The organism is Streptomyces sp. PU-14G (genome assembly GCF_041028275.1).
Taxonomy (GTDB): Bacteria; Actinomycetota; Actinomycetes; order Streptomycetales; family Streptomycetaceae; genus Streptomyces.
This window is the reverse complement of sequence record NZ_JASKYT010000584.1, coordinates 1-2,423: the sequence shown is the minus strand read 5'-3', so window position 1 is coordinate 2,423 and position 2,423 is coordinate 1. Positions and strand designations below refer to the sequence as shown.

Sequence of the window (2,423 nt, the reverse complement as noted above, 5' to 3'; positions counted from 1 at the left end):
AGCAGGGCGGCCTGGCCCGCACGCCACTCGTGCAGGCGCCCACCCACCGCCGCCGCCTCCTTCCGTCGCGTTCTGTGTTACGTCTCCTTTTCCTCCGCCCGGGGGAGCTCCTCACCCGCGCACAGGGCCAGGACGTCGGCGCCGTACTGCTGGAGTTTGCGCGCGCGGACGCCGGAGATCCGGGCGAGGGCCGCCTCGTCGCCGGGGACGGTCTCGGCGATGGCCAGCAGTGTCTTGTCGGTGAAGACGCAGTAGTCGGGCTGGCCCAGCAGGGCGGCCTGGCCCGCACGCCACTCGTGCAGGCGTTCGTAGAGCACCTCGTCGAGCTCCGAGGGGCAGTCCTCGCAACGCATCAGCTTCACCTCGCCCGGGTCGGTGAGCGTACGCCCGCACACCCGGCACCGCGCCGGAGCACGGCGCACCCGCGAGCGCGCGCCGGGGACCCGGTACGGGGCGGCGCCACCCTCCACGCTGCCGGTGACCGTGCCCGGCCGTGGGGCCGCTCCTCCCCCGGCGCGACGGAGCCCCTTCAAGAAGCGGCTCGGCTGTCTGCCCGGGCGGCCACCCGGGGAGCGGGCCAGGGCCCAGGAGAGGGTGAGGATGCGGCGGGCGCGGGTGATCCCGACGTAGAGCAGGCGGCGTTCCTCTTCTATCTGCTCGTCGGTCTTGGCGTAGGTGAGAGGGAGCATGCCGTCGGTGAGGCCGACGAGGAAGACCGCGTCCCACTCCAGGCCTTTGGCCGCATGGAGGGAGGCGAGGGTGACGCCTTCGACCGTGGGGGCGTGCTGGGCCCTGGCCCGTTCGTCCAGCTCGGTGACGAGATCGGAGAGTGCCGCCTGGGGGCGGGCAGCGGCGAAGTCCGTCGCCAGGCGTACCAGGGCTGCCAAGGACTCCCAGCGGTCCCTCACGGCGCCTGAGCCTGCCGGGGCCTGCGGCGACCAGCCCTTGGTGCCGAGGACAGCGCGCACCTGGGAGGGGAGGTCGACGGCGTCGTCCAGCAGGGCGTCGTTGCCACCGGCGCGGGCGGCGCCGCGCAGCACCACGAAGGCCTCGCGGACCTCGGGGCGCTCGAAGAAGCGTTCGGCGCCGCGCAGCTGGCAGGGGACTCCGACATCGGCGAGAGCCTGTTCGTAGACCTCGGACTGCGCGTTGATGCGGTAGAGGACGGCGATCTCACTGGCCGGTACGCCGGAGGCGATCAGGTCGCGGATACGGCGCGCGGTGCCCTCGGCTTCGCCGGGCTCGTCGGCGTACTCGGCGTGGACGGGGTCGGGGCCCGCCTCGCGTTGGGAGACGAGTTCGAGGCGGTGCTCGGCCGCCCGGCCGGTGGCCTGGGTCAGCAGGCCGTTGGCGAGGTGCACCACCTGAGGGGTGGAGCGGTAGTCGCGGACGAGCTTGACGACGGTGGCGTTCGGATGGCGGGTGCGGAAGTCGAGGAGGTGGTCGGCGGTGGCGCCGGTGAAGGAGTAGATCGTCTGGCTGGCGTCGCCGACGACGCACAAGCTCTCCCGCTCGCCGACCCACAGCTCCAGGAGGCGCTGCTGGAGGGGGCTGACGTCCTGGTATTCGTCGACGACGAAGTGCTGGTACTGACTGCGGACGGTTTCGGCGATGTCCGCTCGGTCTTCGAGGACGGCGACGGTCAGCAGCAGGACGTCCTCGAAGTCGATCACGGAGCGCTCGCGCTTGAGCTGTTCGTAGAAGGCGTAGATGCGGCCCGTCTCGGCGGGGTCGCGAGGGGCCTGGCGGCCTGCCTTGGCCGCAGCCGCCGGGTAGTCCTCGGGGACCGTCTGGGTGACCTTGGACCATTCGATCTCGCTGGTGACGTCGCGCAGCTCGTTGCGGTCGAGCCGCAGGCGGCAGCGGGTGGCGGCCTCGGCCACGAGGGCGGCCTTGCGTTCGAGGAGCTGCGGCAGCTCGCCGCCCACCGCGCGGGGCCAGAAGAACTGCAGCTGGCGCAGCGCCGCGGAGTGGAAGGTGCGGGCCTGCACCCCGTGGGCGCCCAGGCCGCGCAGCCGTCCGCGCATCTCTCCGGCGGCACGCTGGGTGAAGGTGACGGCCAGCACGCTTGCGGGGGGCAGGATGCCGGCGCGCACGCCGTAGGCGATGCGGTGGGTGATGGCGCGGGTCTTGCCCGTGCCCGCGCCGGCCAGCACGCACACCGGACCGTGCAGGGCGGTCGCCACCTCGCGCTGCTCGGGGTCGAGGCCCTCGAGCACCGCGTCGGGAGAGTCGGGTGCCTGCGGGAAGAGCGGGGAGTCCGTTGCTGCTGTCACCCCGCCATGCTGCCAGGGCGGGGGGWCAGCAGCAACGGACTCCCCGCTCTTCCCTGACGGTTCGACGCTGACCAACCCGTCCCTGGCGCAGGTGAAGGAGAAGATGGGGGCCTGAAAGTCCCCTCTTCGCGGCCCCGTGGGGCGGCC

The 2,423-nt window shown here is 72.8% G+C and carries 1 protein-coding gene and 1 pseudogene; one reads left to right on the top strand and one right to left on the bottom strand.

What is annotated here, in order from left to right:
• Positions 1-77: 77 nt before the first annotated feature.
• Positions 78-2,276: an ATP-dependent DNA helicase UvrD2 gene (locus AB8Z75_RS33655; protein WP_369208740.1), complete on the bottom strand. Its 2,199-nt coding sequence runs from the start codon at positions 2,274-2,276 to the stop codon at positions 78-80.
• A gap of 40 nt (positions 2,277-2,316) precedes the next feature.
• On the opposite strand from AB8Z75_RS33655, the pseudogene AB8Z75_RS33650 reads away from it, so the two are divergent.
• Positions 2,317-2,391: pseudogene (locus AB8Z75_RS33650) on the top strand (NrdH-redoxin); the annotation flags it as partial.
• Positions 2,392-2,423: the final 32 nt, after the last annotated feature.